The sequence below is a fragment of the Paenibacillus sp. JT31N7 genome (assembly GCF_059692095.1).
Genome location: NZ_JCAUAT010000005.1, coordinates 348,432 through 368,121 on the forward strand (window position 1 = coordinate 348,432; position 19,690 = coordinate 368,121).

6 protein-coding genes are annotated in these 19,690 nt (G+C 49.1%); all 6 read right to left on the bottom strand.

The genetic code is table 11. The annotated features are described in order from the left end of the window. Positions 1–7: 7 nt before the first annotated feature. The 6 genes from AC58P5_RS21970 to pgmB all read right to left on the bottom strand — a co-directional run bounded on the left by AC58P5_RS21970 (position 8) and on the right by pgmB (position 19,688). Positions 8–8,248: an amino acid adenylation domain-containing protein gene (locus AC58P5_RS21970; protein WP_497390339.1), complete on the bottom strand. Its 8,241-nt coding sequence runs from the start codon at positions 8,246–8,248 to the stop codon at positions 8–10. A 38-nt stretch (positions 8,249–8,286) separates the two neighbouring features. Beyond that, the gene (locus AC58P5_RS21975; RefSeq protein WP_497390341.1) at positions 8,287–13,686 is read right to left on the bottom strand and encodes an amino acid adenylation domain-containing protein; all 5,400 of its coding nucleotides are present in this window, start codon (positions 13,684–13,686) and stop codon (positions 8,287–8,289) included. A gap of 645 nt (positions 13,687–14,331) precedes the next feature. Next, a complete protein-coding gene (locus AC58P5_RS21980) occupies positions 14,332–15,297 on the bottom strand; it encodes a formylglycine-generating enzyme family protein (RefSeq protein WP_497390343.1) in 966 nt (321 codons plus the stop codon). 288 nt (positions 15,298–15,585) lie between these two features. Beyond that, positions 15,586–17,334 carry a sulfatase gene (locus AC58P5_RS21985; protein WP_497390345.1) on the bottom strand — a complete coding sequence of 583 codons (1,749 nt, stop codon included), beginning with the start codon at positions 17,332–17,334 and terminating at the stop codon, positions 15,586–15,588. A gap of 63 nt (positions 17,335–17,397) precedes the next feature. After that, positions 17,398–19,032, bottom strand: a complete 1,635-nt coding sequence (locus AC58P5_RS21990) for a sulfatase family protein (RefSeq protein WP_497390347.1) — start codon at positions 19,030–19,032, stop codon at positions 17,398–17,400. Continuing rightward, positions 19,032–19,688, bottom strand: coding sequence for a beta-phosphoglucomutase (gene pgmB / locus AC58P5_RS21995; protein WP_497390349.1), 657 nt, complete (start codon positions 19,686–19,688; stop codon positions 19,032–19,034). The genes AC58P5_RS21990 and pgmB overlap by 1 nt, the downstream gene beginning before the upstream one ends. Between the last annotated feature and the right edge of the window lie 2 nt (positions 19,689–19,690).

Here is a 19,690-nt window from a genome sequence, read left to right on the forward strand (position 1 = left end):
CACACCTCTATTTCTTAAGTTTGTTGTCCGTTTTCAACCGCTGCTGCCGGCGCATCTCAAGTGCTTTTTGCCGCATATTTGCCCGGTCACGGTGCAATTCGGTGGAAGGAATCATTTCATTGCCATCTTTACTAAAGTGTTTGGCGAGGGAGGAAATCGTCGGGTACTGAAACAGTTCCACTACGGAAATATCCCGATCCAATGCTTCAGTCAGCATGGTTTTGGCTTGCAGCAGCAGAAGGGAGTGGCCCCCCAAGTCAAAAAAATTATCATGTACACTCACCTGGTGAACGCCGAGCAATTCCGTCCATATCTTTCCTACCGTTTGTTCCAACTCCGTTTCTGGCCGTGCATAAGCAAGCGTAAAACCTTCCGCAAATGCCGCAGTGGGATTAGGGAGCCTGCGCCGGTCTACCTTCCCGTTGGGTGTGAGTGGAATCTGCTTCAATTTAATGAAAGCCCCGGGTACCATATAAGCTGCTAATTTGCTTTTCGCATAGGCCCGCAATTCTGAAACCTCCAAGGTTTCGTCGTCTGAAACGAAGTAGGCAGCCAGTCGTTTGCTTCCATTGGACTCGGGACTGGCTATGACAACCACCTCACGAACCATAGAAAATTTGGAAAGTACGGTTTGTATGTCCCCAAGTTCCACCCGCATACCCCTTATTTTGATTTGATCGTCAAGCCGGCCGGCAATATTCACTAATCCATCCGAACGGTAATGGCCCAGATCTCCACTGTAATACACCTTATCTTCGATCTCATCGGTGAAAGGGTTTGGAGAAAACCGAGCAGTCCCCTGTTCCTCTTCCTTTATATAACCAAGGGTACAGAATGGCGTACGGATGACAATTTCACCCATCTCACCTATACCGCAAAGCTTACGATCTGCGTTCAGAATCAAAATCTGTGTGTCTGGCAAGGGGCTTCCCACGGGCTGAACCGAGGGCAACGTCCCCGTCTTCGGAACACGGTAATAACATTTAGCCAGCGTCGTTTCTGTCGGACCGTAGAAATTAATCATTTCCGCAGAGTTACCAAATGAATTGCGCCATGCTTCCACCATCGATCCTGTGAGGGGTTCTCCGGCAAAAAAGATATAGTTCAAAGTTGCCAGTGACACTTGATTCACCTTGCTCCCAAGCCAAGAATGTGCCAATGCCGGTACGGTGTGCAGATAAGTAATCCGTTCTCTCTCCATCCACGGAAGAATATTGGATGCAGACAAATCCGACTCCTCATCCGGTAGACAAACCGCAGCCCCAGAGGTAAGAGGAAGAAGGATATCCCGGAGAACCACGTCGAAAGCAAGTCCTGTAAGCTGAGCACCTCGGTCTCCAGGCCCTATACCAAAGGTCTCCCGCTGCCAGCAAAGAAAATGGGAAAGTCCCTTATGACAGCCAATGACTCCTTTAGGCGTACCCGTTGTTCCCGAGGTGAAAAAGATATAGGCTGGGTCATTCGGATTCAGATCCGGGAAAGAAATCGACTCCGGCTCTCCCTCATTTGTTGCAACTACCAGGTGGGCCGACATTAGCTCGTCAACAAAATGTACATGTGACCCTTCGAAATTTGAAAGCAGCCACTCGTCCTCAATTCGACGGTTTCCGGCATACATAAGCCGTTTTGCCCCCGACACTTCCAGCATCTGTGCAGCACGCTCCGGCATCACCTTGTGATCCAGCGTCATGATAACACCGCCTGCCTTTAATACACCCAACATGGCAGACATAAGCCCAAAGCTTCGCGGCCCGAAGATTACGACGACTTCACCCTGCTTAATATTTGTCGATAATTGACTATAAGCGATCCTGTTTACAGCCCGCCCCAGTTCCAAATATGTCATCTTCGCTCCCATATGAACAATGGCTTCCGCATCAGGATGCCGTGCAATCACCGTCTCCATCATTTTCGTAACAGACGGATATACAGGTTCTTTCAGCGGTGCGGAAGGATCCGGCAGAACTTTCAAACTTTCCGGTGTAATCAAGGAATAAGAAGAAAGGGGCGCCAATGGATTCATAGACAATTGTTCGAGTAAGACTACGTATTGCTTAGAAATCTCATCGATTCTAGTATCGCTAAACAGGTCTTTTTGATAAACGAATTCCAGCTCTAGTTCTTCTTTCTCACGAATATACAGAGTCAGTGCGAATTTCGACTGCGGCTCGCCTATATCCATCGGCGTTATCTCGATTCCTTGCAATTCAGCTTCGATGCTTGGCGTGTTCACATGATTAATCATGACATCAAAAATTGGATTACGGCTCAGACTGCGCTCTGGCTGCAGCATTTCAACCAGCTTTTCAAAGGGTAGTTCTTGATGCGCGTAAGCCTCCAAACATACCGTACGGGTACGTTGAAGCACCTCGACAAACGACGGCTTTCCTGACGTATCCATGCGGAGCGCCAGCGTGTTGAGGAAACAGCCGATCAGCGGCTCTGTCTCCATGTAGTTTCGACCCGCAATAGGAGTGCCTATTATCAAATCCTCCTGCTGGCTCAGGCGATTCAACAGCAGGCCAAACGCCGAGAGCAGTGTCATAAAGAGTGTCGCGTTTTCCTTTTGACTGATATGTTTCAATCGTCTATTCACTTGTTGGGATACATGCTGCGTGCGGCGGCCGCCCCGGTAGGTCGGATTTTCGGGCCTCGGGTAATCGGAAGGCAGCTCCAATACGGGAAGTTCCCCGCCCAACTGCTTCAGCCAATAGGCCTGCTGACGCTTCAGATTTTCCCCGTTCAGCATGTGGTTCTGCCAGAGCGCATAATCCGCGTACTGAACAGCCGGCTCCGGTAAATTTGCAGGCATCCCTTTCATACTTGCGGCATACAGCTCGCCCAGCTCCTTCACCAATATACCGATGGACCACGCGTCGGAGATAATATGATGCATGGTAATCAAGAGATCGTATTCCCGTTCATCAATTCGCAGCAGCATGGTGGATAATAACGGACCTTGCTCCAAATCAAAGGACTGCTGTATTTCGGCATGCGCCAATCTTTCTACTTCCGCCGCCCGTACGTCTTGTGCCCTATCGCGCAAATCGATCACGGGCATCTGCAAGTCTACAGCGGCCGCAATCCGCTGAACCGGAGTACGCTCCTCTCCAAAGGTTGTACGAAGCGTTTCATGACGATCAACCAGTTGATAGAGGCAGAGTTTTAAACGTTCCGGCTCCAACGCTCCTCTCATCTTTACCGCTCCAAATATGTTGTAAGCCGAGCTTCCCGGCTGCATCCGATCCAGGAACCATAACCGATGCTGCGCAAACGAAAGCGGCATCCCCCCCTCCCGCGGCACCTTTTCCATTACCGTGCTCTTGACCATTGGTTGAATGATTTTAGCAGCTTTCCCGCTTTCGGCGATCAACTCGGCAAGTTCAGCAATTGTCGGGTTTTCAAATAGGCTGCGAAGAGGGAAATCTATTTGGAATGCGGAACGAATTCTAGAGGCCCCTTGTGTAGCAAGGAGAGAATGACCTCCGATCTCGAAGAAATGATCGTGAATACCGATCGGCTTTATTGCCAGAATGTCCTGCCATATATCTACCAGCAGCCTCTCCGCTTTATTGCGTGGAGCGGCGTATCCTTTGGGGCGCCGGGCCCCAGCATCCGTCCGAAGCTTGTCCGCCGTGACTTCTCCTACTGCTTCCAAACGGTGTAGATCAACCGGAGAGCCCTTTGTTTCCAAGCGTTCCCTTTCCTCTAAACTCATGATTTCCAGATCACGCAGAGCTTGGGATGGATAGTGTGCCATAACTTCAAGCAGTCGCTTGAAATGCAGGGACATGCTTTCAACCGTTTCCTTTATAAATAAGGAAGTGTTGTATTCCAATTGAAGCATCAATCCCGACAGCACTTCCGTAACTTCCAACGTTAAATCGAACTTGGCTGTACCATGATCCATCAAACGGAACCGCACCGGCATGCCGTCCAATAAAAGCTGCTCCGACTCCATATTTTGCATAACGAACATGGTATCAAACAGCGGATTACGGCTTAAGTCACGTTGTACATTGATCTTTCTGACTAGTTCCTCGAAGGGATAAGCCGCGTGCTCAAGGGCTTGGAGTATCGTGGTTCTAACCTTTTTTACGAACTCGATAACGCTCAGCTCTCCCTGTGGCTGGCTGCGGATGGCGAGTGTATTAACGAACATTCCAATCGTACCTTCGGTATCAACATGATTTCTATTTGCAACGGCTGTCCCGACGATAATATCTTCCTGACCAGAATATTTGGCTAGAAGGATATTGTAAGCAGCCATCAAGACCATGAACAATGTGCTTCCTGTCTGCTCCCCCAACTGACGGAGACCTGAAGTGACTTCCGAGGACACCTCGAAGCTTATCCGATCACCGGCGAATGTAAAAATCGAAGGGCGCACCCATGCATCGCTCAAAGAAAGAGAAGGAATATCCCCTTGCAGTTGATTGAGCCAGTAAGCTTCACTTACCTGCATCTCCATCCCTTTTAAATGATCCAGATACCAGATCGTGTAATCCTTATACTGGATATTCAGATTCGGTAATGACTTCTCCTCGTACAAGTGCATGAAATCTTTCATTAACAAAGACATGGAAACACCATCAGATACGATGTGGTGCATGTCGAACAGAATCCGGATTTCCCCATTATCCAATTCAATCATGACGATTCGCATCAACGGAGCATGGGTGAGTTCAAATGGTCGTATCCATGACTGGATGAATTGCTCCGCCTCTTCCGCTGTCGCACACTCCATCACATCAATGTTCAATATGACTTCATCATCAATCCGCTGTATCAACTCGCCTTCAACCATTACAAAAGAGGTTCGCAGACTTTCATGACGCTCCATCAAGCGTGTAAAGGCGAACCGAAGGCGGGACCTATCAAGAGAACCAGATACCTCCAGAACCATAGGCATGTTATACACGGTAGCCTGAGGATCCAGTTCATGCAGCACATATAGACGTTTTTGAGCCGGCGACAACGGATAATAGGCGCTTTCCTCTGCTTTTTGAATAGGTTCAAAGGCTGTCCTTTCACCCTGTTCCAGAACTTTAGCGAACCCGGCAATGGATGGTTGGGCAAAAAACTGACTCAGCGTTACTTGTGCTTCCAGCGACTTGTTCATTTTGCTGAGAAGACTCATAGCCGTAAGTGAATGACCTCCACGTTCAAAAAAGTTATCATGAATCCCTATCTTCTCCACCTGTAGAACCTCTGCCCAGATTTGGGCCATAGCCGTCTCCATGCTATTGCGCGGAGCCACATACGTCGATTCCGGCTGGCCAGAATCTTCCCGAGCCTGGAGCGCCTTTCGATCCACCTTGCCGTTGGGCGACAGCGGAAGCTCCGACAGCAGAACGAACGACCAAGGCACCATATATTCCGGCAGCTTCTGACGGAGTTCTTCCCGCCAGTTCATCTTTTGTTCTTCCGGGACACCTTCGGCTTCCGGCACCACATAGGCCGCCAGCTTCTTCTCACCCGCCCGGTCTTCCCTTGCCAGTACTACGGCGTCTTTCACTTCTCTACAGTCCCGAAGAGCAGCTTCAACCTCGCCTAGCTCGATACGATATCCCCGAATTTTCACCTGATGGTCCATCCGCCCTAAATACACAACGGTTCCATCCGGTAAATATTTGGCCAAATCCCCTGTCCGGTACAGAACCGGTGCTTCCCCGTTTCCGTAAGGATTGCTCACGAATTTCTCTGCGGTCCGCTCGGCATCCCCCACATAGCCACCGCCGACCTGCGCCCCGGCAATACACAACTCTCCCGGCACCCCCGCAGGAACTAGCCCAAGCCCTTCATTCAAAATGTAAAGTTTCGTGTTCGGCGTCGGTCGCCCGATCGGTACTGGTCCCGACTCCAGTGCGCGCATGTCCGGCATTCTGTTGTAGACCGTTACATCCGTACACTCTGTCGGACCATAGGTGTTCACCACCACTGCTTGACAAGCCTCCGCTTCTGTCCAAGACACCAGCCTGTCCGGTGCAATCGGCTCGCCTCCCAGAAAGACATGCCGCAAGGTACTCAGCTGGATATAACCAAGCGGCTCCGTCTCGTCGAGCAGGGGGTAGAAGGCACTGGGCGTTCCATTCAATAGGGTAATGGTGTGCCGCTCAATTAGCCCTGTCACTTCCCGGGGGTCATAGTAGCCTGTCGGCAGCAGCACCAGCTGCCCTCCTGTCATAAGCGGAGCAAAGATGTTTTTCTGCGTCAGGTCAAAGCTTGGCGAAGTGATCAGCAGCACTCGATCGGATTCCGTCATGGCGAATTCTTCGGTGTACCACTGCATCAGACTATTAAAGCCATGCCGGAAAACACTTGCTCCTTTCGGCACTCCCGTTGATCCTGACGTGAAGATCACATACATCAGCTGCCGCGCATCCATCTCCACTTTAGGATTCGCTTCGCTCTCTTCCTCCAGCCTCGCATCCACGTCATCCAAGCACAGAATTCTCCTGCCTGCCTCCGTGTTCATGCCTTTAGCCCAAGCTTGTTTGGTCGCCAGCACGTTGACATTCGCTCGCTCCATCATGTACTGGAGCCGATCCTGCGGCAGCGCCGGGTCCAAAGGCACATACGCACCACCCGCCTTAAGAACCGCCAACAAGCTGATCACTAGCTCTGGACTTCGGTCCAAGCATACCCCGACGAGACGACCCGGCCGGGTGCCCAGTGCCATAAGCCGGTGAGCCAATTGGTTGGACTGCCGGTTTAGCTCCCCGTACGTTAGTCTCTCTTCTCCGTACAGAAGCGCTGTTGCCTCCGGTACCCGGGCTGCCTGCTCTTCGAAGCGTGCAAGAATATCGTCCGGAGGAAGGGACAGCCCCGTCTCATTCCAGTCCCCGATCTGCTGCCGGACTTCGTCTTTACTCAGCATATCAAGACGCCCTACACTCTGATCCGGATTCTCGGCGGCGCTTATCAGAAGCTGCTGAAAGTGCACGGCCATGCGCTCGATCGCCTCTTGAGTGAATAGGTCGGTACGATATTCCAAAGTCCCGACAAATTCTTCACCCGAATCAACCAGCTCCATTAGCAGGTCGAATTTGGATGTTCCCCGTTCGATGCAAACAATTTCCGATTCCAGTCCATCTAGTTTTACCGTTATAGCTTGTTGCTGAAAAGCGAACATCGACTGAAAAATCGGTGTGATCCCAGTACCCCGGTTCGGCTGGACAGCTTCCACTACTTTTTCAAATGGCACCTCCTGATGAGGATACGCCTCCACTACCGTTTTCTTAACCTGCTCAAGAAAACGGCTGAACGACGCTGTGGCATCCATAGAACTGCGAATAACCAGGTTATTAACGAAGAACCCGATAAGCCCCTCCACTTCTTCTGAATCCCGTCCTGCCACTGGCGTACCTACCAACAGATCCATCTGGCTGGAATATCGGTACATCCACACCTTAAACAGGGCCAGTAAAGCCATGAAAGGCGTTACGCCTTGTTTCTGGCTTAGTTCTTTTATAGCTTGGCTTGCCCCACTATTCACCGTGAACTTATACGTGCGCCCTTCATTCCCCGTTTGTTCGGGGCGCAGCGGAGAAGTATGCAGTTCCAGCACCGGTAGTTCCCCGGATAACTTCTCTTTCCAGTATTCCAGATGCTCATGGAGCATTTCACCCTGCATCCACTCTTTCTGGTAGTGGGAGTAATCCGCATATTGGACAGGAAGCTCTGGGAGCTCGGCCTCAATTCCATTGATAAACGCCCTGTAAAATTCAGATAGCTCGCTGACCAGAATCCCCGTCGACCATCCATCCGAAATAATATGATGCAGGTTGATCAGAAGAAGATGATCGCTCTCGGCAAGGTGAATCAAGGAAATGCGAAATAAGGGGCCGGCTTCTAAATCAAACGGTGTTGCTGCTTCCATTTCAGCAATCCCTACAGCTCGCATCCAGCGTATAGGTTCGGGAAATACGGATAAATCGACAACCGGAAGCTTCCATCCCAGCCCTTCCTCAACAATTTGTGTAACTTCTCCATCTGATTCTTTGAAGGTCGTCCTCAAGGTATCATGCCGATTAATCATGCACTGAAAGGCTCTCTCAAGTGCTTCGTACTGAAGAGAACCCTTGAGTCTGATCGCCGCCGGAATGTTGTATACAGATTTGTCTGTGAGTAATTGATGGACAAGCCATAATCTCTGCTGGGCAAATGAAGCTTCGAAGGCATACCTCGCAAGGCTGGAATCCTCGCTCGAAACTTTTATCGGTGAACTTGACTCTGAATTGTTCATTCTAATCCTCCTCTAACCCATGCCCAGAATTAATGAAATCAGTTTATCCGATGCTTGCCACGAGAAAGTTTAGTCATCTTCGGTCTGGAAGCTGCACCCGCAGGTATCGATTGCAGTTGTTCAGTTAAGTAAGCGATGGTAGGACTTTCAAAAAAATGTTGAATCGGTAATTCCACTTCAAGTTGAGAACGAACTTTGGAGGCTACCTGTACAGCCAAAATCGAATGGCCTCCACGTTCAAAAAAGTTATCATGAATCCCTATCTTCTCTACCTGTAGAACCTCTGCCCAGATTTGGGCCATAGCCGTCTCCATGCTATTGCGCGGAGCCACGTACGTCGATTCCGGCTGGCCAGAATCTTCTCGAGCCTGGAGCGCTTTTCGATCCACCTTGCCGTTGGGTGACAGCGGAAGCTCCGACAGCAGAACGAACGACCAAGGCACCATATATTCCGGCAGCTTCTGACGGAGTTCTTCCCGCCAGTTCATCTTTTGTTCTTCCGGGACACCTTCGGCTTCCGGCACCACATAGGCCGCCAGCTTCTTCTCACCCGCCCGGTCTTCCCTTGCCAGTACTACGGCGTCTTTCACTTCTCTACAATCCCGAAGAGCAGCTTCAATCTCGCCCAGCTCGATACGATATCCCCGAATCTTCACCTGATGGTCCATCCGTCCTAAATACACAACGGTTCCATCTGGTAAATATTTGGCCAAATCCCCCGTCCGGTACAGAATCGATGCTTCCCCGTTTCCGTAAGGATTGCTCACGAATTTCTCTGTGGTCCGCTCGGCATCCCCCACATAGCCACCGCCGACCTGCGCCCCGGCAATACACAACTCTCCCGGCACCCCCGCAGGGACCAGCCCAAACCCTTCATTCAAAATGTAGAGTTTCGTGTTCGGCGTCGGTCGCCCGATCGGTACTGGTCCCGACTCCAGTGCACGCATGTCCGGCATTCTGCCGTAGACCGTTACATCCGTACACTCTGTCGGACCATAGGTGTTCACCACCTCTGCATGACAAGCTTCCGATTCTGTCCAAGACACCAGCCTGTCCGGTGCAATCGGCTCGCCTCCCAGAAAGACATGCCGCAAGGTACTCAGCTGGATATAACCAAGCGGCTCCGTCTCGTCGAGCAGGGGGTAGAAGGCACTGGGCGTTCCATTCAATAGGGTAATGGTGTGCTGCTCAATTAGCCCTGTCACTTCCCGGGGGTCATAGTAGCCTGTCGGCAGCAGCACCAGCTGCCCTCCTGTCATAAGCGGAGCAAAGATATTTTTCTGCGTCAGGTCAAAGCTTGGCGAAGTGATCAGCAGCACTCGATCGGATTCCGTCATGGCGAATTCTCCGGTGTACCACTGCATCAGACTATTAAAGCCATGCCGGAAAACACTTGCCCCTTTCGGCACTCCCGTTGATCCTGACGTGAAGATCACATACATCAACTGCCGCGCATCCATGTCCGCTTTAGGATTCGCTTCGCTCTCTTCTTCCAGCCTCGCATCCACGTCATCCAAGCATAGGATTCTCCTGCCTGCCTCCGTGTTCATGCCTTTAGCCCAAGCTTGTTTAGTCACCAGCACGTTGACATTCGCTCGCTCCATCATGTACTGGAGCCGGTCCTGCGGCAGCGCGGGGTCCAAAGGCACATACGCACCACCCGCCTTAAGAACCGCCAACAAGCTGATCACTAGCTCTGGACTTCGGTCCAAGCATACCCCGACGAGACGACCCGGCCGGGTGCCCAGTGCGATAAGCCGGTGAGCCAATTGGTTGGACTGCCGGTTTAGCTCCCCGTACGTTAGTCTCTCTTCTCCGTACAGAAGCGCTGTTGCCTCCGGTATCCGGGCTGCCTGCTCTTCGAAGCGTGCAAGAATGTCGTCCGGAGGAAGGGACAGCCCCGTCTCATTCCAGTCCCCGATCTGCTGCCGGACTTCGTTTTTACTCAACATATCAAGACGCCCTACACTCTGATCCGGATTCTCGGCGGCGCTTATCAGAAGCTGCCGGAACAACGCTGATATCCGTTTTACGGTCTCATCATCAAGCTGGAACGAATCGTATTCCATACAGGCATGAAGTTCGTCTCCAACTTGGCCCATCGTTAAGGCAAGGTCAAATTGAGGCATAGAATCAACGACATCCAAAAGCTCCATCTCCAGCGTCCCCAACTTGATCTTAGTCCCCGGGACACCAATCGCCGCAGCCACCAACGCATCACTTTGATCCAATACAGATGAATGTACAGAAAACATAACGTTAAACAACGGGTTGCCCTGCCCTCGCTTGGACTGCAGACGTTCCACAATATAAGAGAACGGATACTCTTGGTGCTTCAACGCGTCCGTAACTCCTTGCTGAACCCGCTTCATCAAATTCCGGAATGACTCCTCTGGAACAAAAGCATTCGATAGGACGATCGGGTTTGCAAAGTAACCGAAAGTTCCCATGAAATGATTATGTAATCTGCCTGATGTCGGACTTCCGAGCGATACATGTTCCTGAGGCAAGCAGCGGTGAAATACTGTAAGTAAAGCAGAAAGCAAACAAGTGTATAAGGAAACCTCTGAACTCCTAGCTAATTGCCGGATTTGCCCGAAGGAACTTGACGGTATATGAAAAATCATCTTTTTGCTAGTAACACCGTTCCCGTTCTCTAACGGCGGCTTGCCCAGTACAAGTGGCTCCAGATTTGTTAACCGCTCTTTCCAAAATAAATATAATTGCTCACCTTCGTGCTCCAGAGCCTTTTGTTGTCTATACACAAATTCTTTGTATTCGCTTCGTATCGCAGGCAAAGAATAGGACTTACCTTCCGATAAGGAAACATAAATCTCACTGAATTCTCTAGCAAATATAGCAAATGACCAAAAGTCGCTGATGATATGATGGAACGTAAACGAAAGGATGTATTCAGCATCGTCGCATACCATCAACTGAATCCGGTACAGGGGGCCTTTTTCGAAATCAAATGGCCTTCCCATATCCCTCCTGATTTGTTCCCACCTGTGCTCCTTAGACCACCCTTGGGTATTTATAATAGCAATCTCAGCTTCCAACTGTTCTTCAATTCGAAAAACAGGTCTTTCATCGGTCTCTTTGATAGAAGCCCGAAGCAGAGAATGACGGTTCTGGAAGATATTCATGGAGCGGATAAATATATCTTGATTGAAATTTCGCAGTATCCGAAAGGTCTTCGTAATCTGATACATTCGGCTTTCCGGATGTAACTTTTGGATAAACCAAAGCGCTTGTTGACCCGCCGAGAGTGAAAACTCCACATCCGTTGTGGTCTTTTTGATAGATACATCCAACATTGGAGTATGAGTAAGGGGAGATAGGATTAACCGTTCCACGATCAGTGACAGTTCTTGCACCGTCGGCCCATCCAGCAAGCAGTCCAGTGATAAGCTGATTTGAAAAGCATCTTCAATCTCGGCTTTAAGCTCCACAATTTTCATTGAATCTAATCCGAGAGCCTGCAGTGGAAGATCCTGATCCCATGGAATAGAGAGATTTAATAACCTGGAGATTTTGGAGTTCAACAGATCGGCGATGTATTGCATCCGCTCCACTTCTGTTAGTTGCCTAAGTGAAACACCGTCTAGCGGGGAGACTTCCTTGCTTGAAATGCGTTCCTGCTGATCATCTCTTTCTTGCCCGGTTGAAGCATTCCCTTCGCTTAGGGACGAGATGCCAGCATCCTGTGTTTGATAGACTGCAACCGATTCAAGCGTTCCATCCAGATAGGACTGCCTGCACAAGCTTCGTTGAATTTTTCCACTCGATGTTTTGTGAATGGAGGCTGGTTTAATAAGTACAATAGCGTATACCTCTAACTCGAAATATTCTGAGGTAGCTTGTCTGATCGATTGAAACACTTCGTAAGGATCTGTTTTACGATACGTGCGCTCCAGCTCACATACAATAACCAAACGTTCACTGCCCTGTACATCGACAGAGAATGCGGCACTGTTTCCCGAACTTACCGCAAGATGGCTCTTGGTTATCGTATACTCTATGTCTTGGGGATAGTAATTCCGTCCGCGGATAATAATCAAATCTTTCATTCGTCCTGTAATATAAAGTTCTTCGGAAGAAATGAATCCTAGGTCTCCTGTCCTAAGAAACGGGCCTTCTCCTGTATCAGACAAGTAGGCACCAAACGTTTTTTGGGTCTGTTCCTCCTTATTCCAATAGCCTTGAGCGACGCTAATCCCCGATATCCAAATCTCACCGATCTTATTCGGTTCTTGCCTGGTTGCACTCACCGGATCTGCGATGACAACAGCGGGATCCGAATACATGAGCCTTCCCGAACTGATCAAGCTGCGGGTATCAGATGACAAGGAAGCCGCTCCATCCACTTCCCCCTCCTCTAATAATTTACTATCAAAACTATTTTCTACAGGTCCGGTATCTCTCTTCGTTCCCGATACAAACAGCGTTGCCTCTGCCAAACCGTAGCAAGGATAAAAGGATGAATATCGGAATCCGCTGGAATGGAAGGCATCTGCAAAACGTCTCAACGTTTCAGCCTGTATCGGTTCAGCCCCCGTAAACGCGCAAGTCCACCCGCTCAAATCGAGCTTATCACTCTCTTCCTTCGATATTCTCTTAAGGCAATGCTCATACGCAAAGTTTGAGCCTCCACTGACGGTAGCTCCCGTATCAGCGATAGCTTTCAACCAATGTATAGGATGTTGGATAAAATGAGCGGGGGACATCAGAACAACAGGATATCCGGTGTATAATGGCTGAAGAATGCCGCCTATCAATCCCATATCATGATAAGGAGGCAACCAGATGACACTTCTATCGTTAGGGCTCAATTGGAATGATTGCTGGATTAGCTGGAGATTGTGCAAAATATTTTGATGGCTCAACATTACCCCTTTGGGTGCTGAAGTCGAACCAGAGGTGTATTGGAGAAATGCTAGACGTTTACTATCTATCGGGGTAGGTTCTTGCCAGTCGTGTGTGCTCTGCGATATCCAAGAATCGGTTACAACCCATTGTAGCCGGGAAAGTATAGGATGTTCCGGGAATTTAGCTTGAAGCCGGGACAGGATTATAGCGTCTGTTAGGGCAAAGCTAGCGTCACAGTCGGCAATAATAGATTCGACACGAAGAAGATTGGCGTTGAGACGTGGTGGGTAAGCCGGTACAGCAACAACCCCGGCATACAGACATCCGAAAAAAGCTACAATATAGTCTAGACCTGGGGGGTACAACAGCAAAGCTCGTCTTCCTTGAGCCTGGTGCTGGGTTAGCCAAGCTGCTAGCAAGCGTGCTCTGCTGTCCAATTCACCATAAGTTAGCCAATCTTCTTCTCCACTCTCTGTCAGAAAGCGATAGACCACGCTATCTCTTTGACTTTTTGCTCGCCATGAAAGCAAATCTGTTAACGTGTTAATCTCCTTTAAGCTATGTATCACAAGCTATCCCCCCATCCTATTTACCACAAGATTTATAGGTGCTGTTTCATTTTGAATCAGCCAAAACCTTGTTACGGACTAAACTTGTTATGCGGAATTCCTTTTTGTTATTCTACCTTCCAAAGGATCTCCGCCAACAAACACACTAGCTTGACGTATTATAGCCCTATGCGATTAACTCACAAATTTTATCCATGGATATCTCACTTTAACTTAACGGAGTCATGTACAATGAACTAAAAGATATAGGTATATATTCGATATCCATTAAGGAAATCCTGCACATTTAACATAATTCTTCCAAAAAAGACAAAACCTAGTACAAAACTGAAAAGGATGCACAGGGCGATTAGATCTCGCTCTGTGCATCCTTTTTTATAAAAGATCATTTAGCTATGGTTTTACCGTGTCCCCGGCTTATGCATGGCAACGTACATTAACATGGTTTTCCAATAAGCTGGAAGCTTCCCGATAAAGCTCCATAAACGATTCTCATTCATGTAAGGGTGTCTCTAGAATTTAGAAACTTAAATTTAGCCTAAAGATTTAATACTCTACCACACTTTGTTTGCTGACATAACTCAATAGCTTCGCAAAATCCATTTTCAATAGATTGATCGGAACTTTTAGTCCTTCTCGAATATCTTAAGCATCCGCAACACAGCGAAATCCCATATTTCCTGCCGAGCTATCCGGCGTATTCTTACTTCTTGCCGCTACGCGGTATCGGTTACAATATGACCTATGGCATAAATAGGAGCCCCCACGCATCACGCGTGCTTCTCCCGTCGGCGGCCCGGTTGGATTATCTTTTGTCGCATGGATATTATAGGTGGGGTGAAACCAATCGGCACACCATTCCCACACATTGCCTACAACGTTATATAATCCGAAGCCATTCGGCTCAAACGACTTGACCGGCGCAGTACCGGCATATCCATCACTCTGATTGTTTTTCTCGGGAAACTTTCCCTGCCAAATATTGCAGCGATGCTGCCCCCCCGGCTTAAGCTCGTCCCCCCAAGGATATCTTTTTTGGCCTAGACCGCCACGAGCCGCATATTCCCATTCCGCTTCGGTAGGAAGCCGCTTTCCCGACCATGAACAGTAAGCCATAGCATCGTTCCACGATATATGGATGACCGGGTGATCCATCCGATCCCTTATATCGGAATCAGGACCTTCCGGGTGCCTCCAATCCGCCCCATCAACGATCCACCACCAAGGAGTGCCCATAGGGGAATTTTTCACGTGCAATGAAGTTTCCTTCGAAACAAATAGATGAAACACATAAGACCATCCGAATTTCTCCGCTTCCGTCAAATACCCCGTCTGGTTGACAAACGTGCTGAACTCTTCGTTGGAAACAGCACAAGCGTCTATATAAAAAGGTTTTACGGAAACAGTGCGGATCGGCCCTTCCCCATCGAAGGGAAATCCTTCACGATCCTCCGTACCCATAAGAAACTCTCCGCCGGGCAAATAAACCATGTCCTGTATGTTTTTTCTTTGACTCGTTAATGAGGGGACTTCCTTAGATATGAATTTCTTTATAGGAATGTTACGACTAACCGAGCAGCACGAAGGCTTTTTTTCGTTGGAATTGTTCATATGACGCTCCTCTAGTTTCATTACTTAAACAAGGCAAGCTGAAGCCAAGATTTTCAAAAAAACCGCAGCAGATTGCTACGGTTCATCTTTACCTACATTCATTCAACAATCGGAAGCCGAGTCGCTTCTTCTGGTACAGGCCAACGTTCGGGCGCCAGAACATCGACCGCTTTCCCCCCACTTAGCCAGTAACACATGATGTTCTTTCTTCTCAAGGTATTTCTCCATAATAACGGCAATATTCCAGGTTTCATGAAGACCTTCCTGTAATCACAAAAAACCTCACGCCTAGATTAAAATTCTTATTAACATAGGAGCACGGGCGCCGAACAGTTCGTTTGCGAGTTGAAGGACGACCTGCTCGTTTACTTCATTCGTCGAATTTTTGTGCATGATTTCAGCCAGCTTATCGTTTAACATCGCTCGAATCGGAGCTGGAGCAACACATTGCAAAGCGAAGAATATTTCCGCTGCTTTACCTGTCCACTCCTCACCTTGACCCAAATTTACCTTTAAGCGCCGCTGCCTGAGCGCCTTGACTTGCTCTATATCAGCAATATCTGCAAGTCCATCCTCAGGAATACCGATACGTTCGAATTGTTCATCTGGAGCATTATGTTCAATCATCAGCTTAGCTAAAAGGCGGATCATTTTGAGCTCCGTTTCCGGATCGTCTATCGCGTTTTCCTGCTTGGGATCTCTCTCGAGATCAAACAATAAATGGCCGTACAGATAAGGATTGATGAAATTATTAGCCTTTATTTTCAAAGTCGGACACCCATTACTATGGGGAGAAGGTTCAACTAATTCCATTCCTATGAATTCTTTGACATCAAACATCCTATTCATATGTGTGGGCATCAATGTGTACTCGTACAAGGGTCCGTTATTGATGTCCTTCGGCCCTCGCATATAGACGTAACGTCCATCCGTACAGTTGATATGACCGCCATGAATACCGAATAGTGCTCCATCCCTGACATGTGCGTCGCTTTCGATCACGGCATGCAGCGATTGACCTTGCATCGTATCCGGTATCGGAATATCGAAGAAATGAAGCAGCGTAGGCGCCAAGTCAATCGTCTGAACCAAAGCGTCACTGCGTTTATTTTTGACCCCGAATTTCGGATCCCATAAAAAGAAAGGAATATTTACGATTTCATTGTAAAATGGTTGAATATTTTTCCCCCACCATTCATGTTCGCCTAGCAGGAAACCATGATCGGTATTGACGATCAGCATAGTATCTTTCCACAGATCATAACGATCGAAGGTATCCAGTACTTTTCCTAAATATGCATCGCACATACTTACTAATGCCGCATATTCAAAGATCATATGCTGGATTTCTTCCGGCTTTTGCGTCACCTTCGCATAATCCGGCCAGTCATAGTGCTTCCCGTTATAATCATGCGGATACAAGTCCTTATATTTTTGTTGGGTGAAAAAGGGCTCATGAGGATCGAATGCTTCAATTTGTAAAAACCATCGGTCCTGCTTGTAATTTCTCTCGATGAATTCGATTCCTCTTGATACCGTGACAGCAAGAGGCATGTCGTCCTCTTCCTTCAATAATTGACGGTTTACCCAGTCTTGCCGCCATTTATCGCCCGACTTCGGATTGCTTAACGTCTCCGGAATAGGCGGCGCTTCTACTTGTCCTTTCCACGCATCGCCTTCTTGTCCTCTGGCAAGCTCCCATGAGTTATATTTCGTATGGTAGGTGGCTCCGCCGTCTTCGAAATAATGATAATGATCCGTCGTCAGATGAGTGTATACCTTATTCTTTTTCAACAATTCGATCGCAGAAACGTCATACGGTTCCAAAGGTCCCCAGCTTCGGTGCAAAAAATTATATCGCCCTGTATGCAGTTCTCTGCGTGCGGGCATGCAAGGCAAACTGCCTGCGTAGCACTTATCGAACGTGACCATTTTTTCCGATAGCCTCTCGAAGTTCGGAGCTTTGATCCAATCGCATCCGTAATTCGGAAGCATCCTTTTATTCAACGAATCGAACATTAGCATGACCGCTCGCATTCCTGTCAACCATCCTTTCGCTTAACTGATCCATTATCTTCAGTGTGACTCTTTACCATCTACCTATACTACAACAAACGTAGCGGTTGCCTCCTCGCTATCTTGATATCCGATCCGAACCGCTTTAGCCAGAATTCGAATCGTGCCGGCGTTTACCGTGATCGGCTCCGTGTACAGCTTCCAACGGGGATTCGGGTCTTCATCGGTCGTATAAGTGATGGAAGCCCCCTGCGTTGCCGAGTGAAGAATGATCGCGGTCGGCTCATTAAAGGTTCCTTTATACACAGCATCCTTGCCCGGCATCCGGCTGTTGATCGGGATGATGAGCGGTTTGGCGGTTCGCGGCTGCACCCCGTTCGGCCACATGCGGGCAACCATCTGCTCTTCGGGAATATCTCCCCAGGTATCATATTGGCCGCACCAATCTTCGAGCAGCTTTCGCAGTCGAAGCAATTGCCCTAGGAAAGCCGGGTCGTCCGCCAAATTATGCAGTTCGTAAGGATCGTTCAAACAATCGTACAATTCTTCCGGAGGACGCTGGTTTTGCATAAGCAGCTGTTGATCGCCGGTCAATTCGCCTGCCAAATTCAGCCTCCATAGCTCCTGCCACATCGGGTGATCATGACTGAATGGAATCCATTGCAGATAAGGCTGCAGCGGATAATCGTTGCGAATGTATTTGAATCTCTTATCGCGAACGGTGCGCACCTTATCGTAAGCCTCATCGTAACGGTCGCGAGTAGCAAAGATGCAGTCTCTCGGTTCGGCATGATTCCCCATGAACGGTTGTCCTTGCATATATCTCGGAACGGGAATGCTCGCCAGTGAAAGCACCGTCGGGCCAAGATCGATCATGCTAACCATCTGTTCGCTGATTTGTCCTTGATCCACATAACCGGGCCAACGTACGATAAGCGGAACGCGAATTCCCGCATCGTACGTCCAACGTTTGGCTCGCGGCAGCCCTTCGCCGTGATCGCTCCATAACATGACGATCGTATTATTCGTCAAGCCATCCTCTTCAAGCTGCTGAAGGAGTCGACCAACGTACTGGTCCGCGTTTGCCACAAGGTCATAATGTTTCGCAAGTGCAAGACGCGATTTCGGTGTGTCGGGAATGTACGGAGGAACGATAACCCGATCCGGATCGGTTTGGAGCGGCTTCTCGCCATGGATCTTGCGGATTGCTTCCGTTATCTCCTTCCTCCATATGCCGCTTTCATGGGTAAACATATAGTTGAATACCGAGAAGAAAGGCTGTCCGGGTTCCCGGTTCCGCCAGTGCGCTTCCATTCCGTTTTCGTCCCACGCTGTTAAAGGCGCCTCGAACTGGTAATCCGTCTTCCAGTTGTTCGTGCAGTAATAGCCGCTTGCACGCATCATTTCGGGAATCGTCTTGACATGAGCGGGAGGAACCGCAGAATAGGGTGTAGGCAGCTCCGGCGTTAAAGGGTTCGTATGCCCGGTACGCATGTGATGAGTACCGATCGAAGTCGGGTACATCCCCGTAATGACTGACGATCGGCTGGGGGCACACACACCTGCTACGGCAAACGCATTTCGGTACAGCATGCCTTCGCCGGCCAGCTTGTCGATGTTCGGCGTACGTGCCAAGACATCTCCATAGCAGCCCATTCTCGGGCTCGTATCTTCGAGTGTAATCCATAAAATATTCGGTCTTGCTGCTATAGGGCTCATCACCTGTCACTCCCATTCGCTTGCAGTATGGGCAGCAATTCTTCAATCTGGCCAATCTGATAATCCGCTATATCGCATTCACAAGCCTCGCCAATGGCAGCGACCCACATGCCGCCTCTAAACGCCGCTTCTACACCGGCTGCCGCATCCTCTATAACCAGGCAGCGATCAGGGCGTACCCCCAATTTGCTTGCCGCAAGCAAAAATACTTCAGGATCCGGTTTGCTTCTGCAAATATCATTACCGTCCGCAACGGCATCGAACTTACGCGAAAGTCCTAGCCGATCCAGAATGTACGGTGCATTTTTGCTCGAGGATCCGATCGCCAGTTTTATTCGTTTTTGCCGCAAAGTGTCCAGCGTCATTACGATTCCGGAGGGCAAGTCCGCAGCGGATAACGTCCGCAGCATCTCCTTATAGTATCCGTTTTTTCGCTCGGCCAAATCCATTTTCTCCTGCGGCGAATACTTGCGGGCTGCCTTCTCCAAAATGATGTTCACGCAAGCCATACGGCTTACGCCCCGCAACCTGTCGTTTATCGTCTCGTCGAACGGAATGCCCTCTTCGTCGCACATTCGCTTCCATGCCAAATAGTGATGATGGTCGGTATGTACGATCACACCGTCTAAATCGAAAATAACCGCTTCGATGTCCATAG